This window comes from Flavobacterium sp. FPG59 (assembly GCF_002150205.1).
Lineage (GTDB): Bacteria > Bacteroidota > Bacteroidia > Flavobacteriales > Flavobacteriaceae > Flavobacterium.
In genome coordinates this window covers 1-1,064 of sequence record NZ_MTCA01000402.1, presented here as the reverse complement: position 1 = coordinate 1,064, position 1,064 = coordinate 1, and the positions used below count along the sequence as shown (strand labels likewise).

Annotated in this window: 2 protein-coding genes; both read right to left on the bottom strand. The window is 32.1% G+C overall.

The window, feature by feature from the left end; genetic code table 11:
* The coding region (locus FPG59_RS16300; RefSeq protein ID WP_140344732.1) for an AAA family ATPase at positions 1-140 on the bottom strand (140 nt) is incomplete at its 3' end.
* 41 nt (positions 141-181) lie between these two features.
* A partial coding sequence (locus tag FPG59_RS16295; RefSeq protein WP_254906733.1) for a DUF4835 family protein occupies positions 182-1,064 on the bottom strand: 883 nt, incomplete at its 5' end.

The following is a 1,064-nucleotide window of genomic DNA, read 5'->3' as shown; positions in this document are numbered from 1 at the left end:
CCTAAAACAAGACCTAGAGCACCTAAAATTATAGATTTACCTGCTCCTGTTTCTCCTGTTATAATAGAAAAACCGCTAGAAAAATCAATAGTTAATTTCTCTATTAAAGCATAGTTTTTTATAGAAAGTGACGTTATCATGTAATTGTTATTTGGAAATAGGTGTACAAATATAGTAAACCCTAGAATTTAATAGAAGACCATTTACTTGAATTCAATGGTGACGTTTTGTTGAGACCATCAACTAAATCTGAAATAGGAATGCTAGGACCACCTGAAAATATGGATACAATTTCATCTGATTTGGCGTCAAAAAAAACACGGGTTAAAAAAGCATTTGGTCGTGATCCACTAAGTTTAGACAAACCAGATAGTGCAAGTTTTACTTTTTCTTTACCAAGTTTCAAATCCTGACTCATTATATCAAGACCTAGATGATAATCCAGCATTGTCTCTCTAATTTGTTTAAAGGGAGGAGCTAATAAATCGTTTATTAAAAAAAAGCGGTTTTGATTCCCATCAGCTTGACTCCAACCTCGAGCACCACTTTGTTGTGCTACGTTACAAATATTTTGAGCAATTTCTAAATTTGGATTACCTGATTCTAACACAAACGAATCTGCATCTAATCCTAAAATTAAATAGCTATAAAAAGCCACAACTGACACCAAGTTTGAATCAAATGAAGCTGGATTGAAAAATAAATTTTCAAACTCGGTATATCTAAAATTAAAATCTTTATCGTTGAAATTAAAAACTGGGGATGCGTATGTAGAATTAAAAGTTGGTCTTGAAGACTGGACTTGTATGCTTGCTGTAAACTGATCTGCACTATTAGAAAGTATAGTAATATACATAGAGCAGTTTATTTTTTCAACTTGCTTCATGGGTTGTCCTGTCCAATCTGTTTTGTTTACAAATTCATTTAATGAGGTTTGCAGTGTTTTAAAAACTTGTTGATTGGTGACACTCAATCGTTGTGAATCAACCGTAACTGTACAGTTCAACTGTTGCGAATGAACAATTCCACAAATAAAAAATAACAAAAAAGGGATTATTTTATTC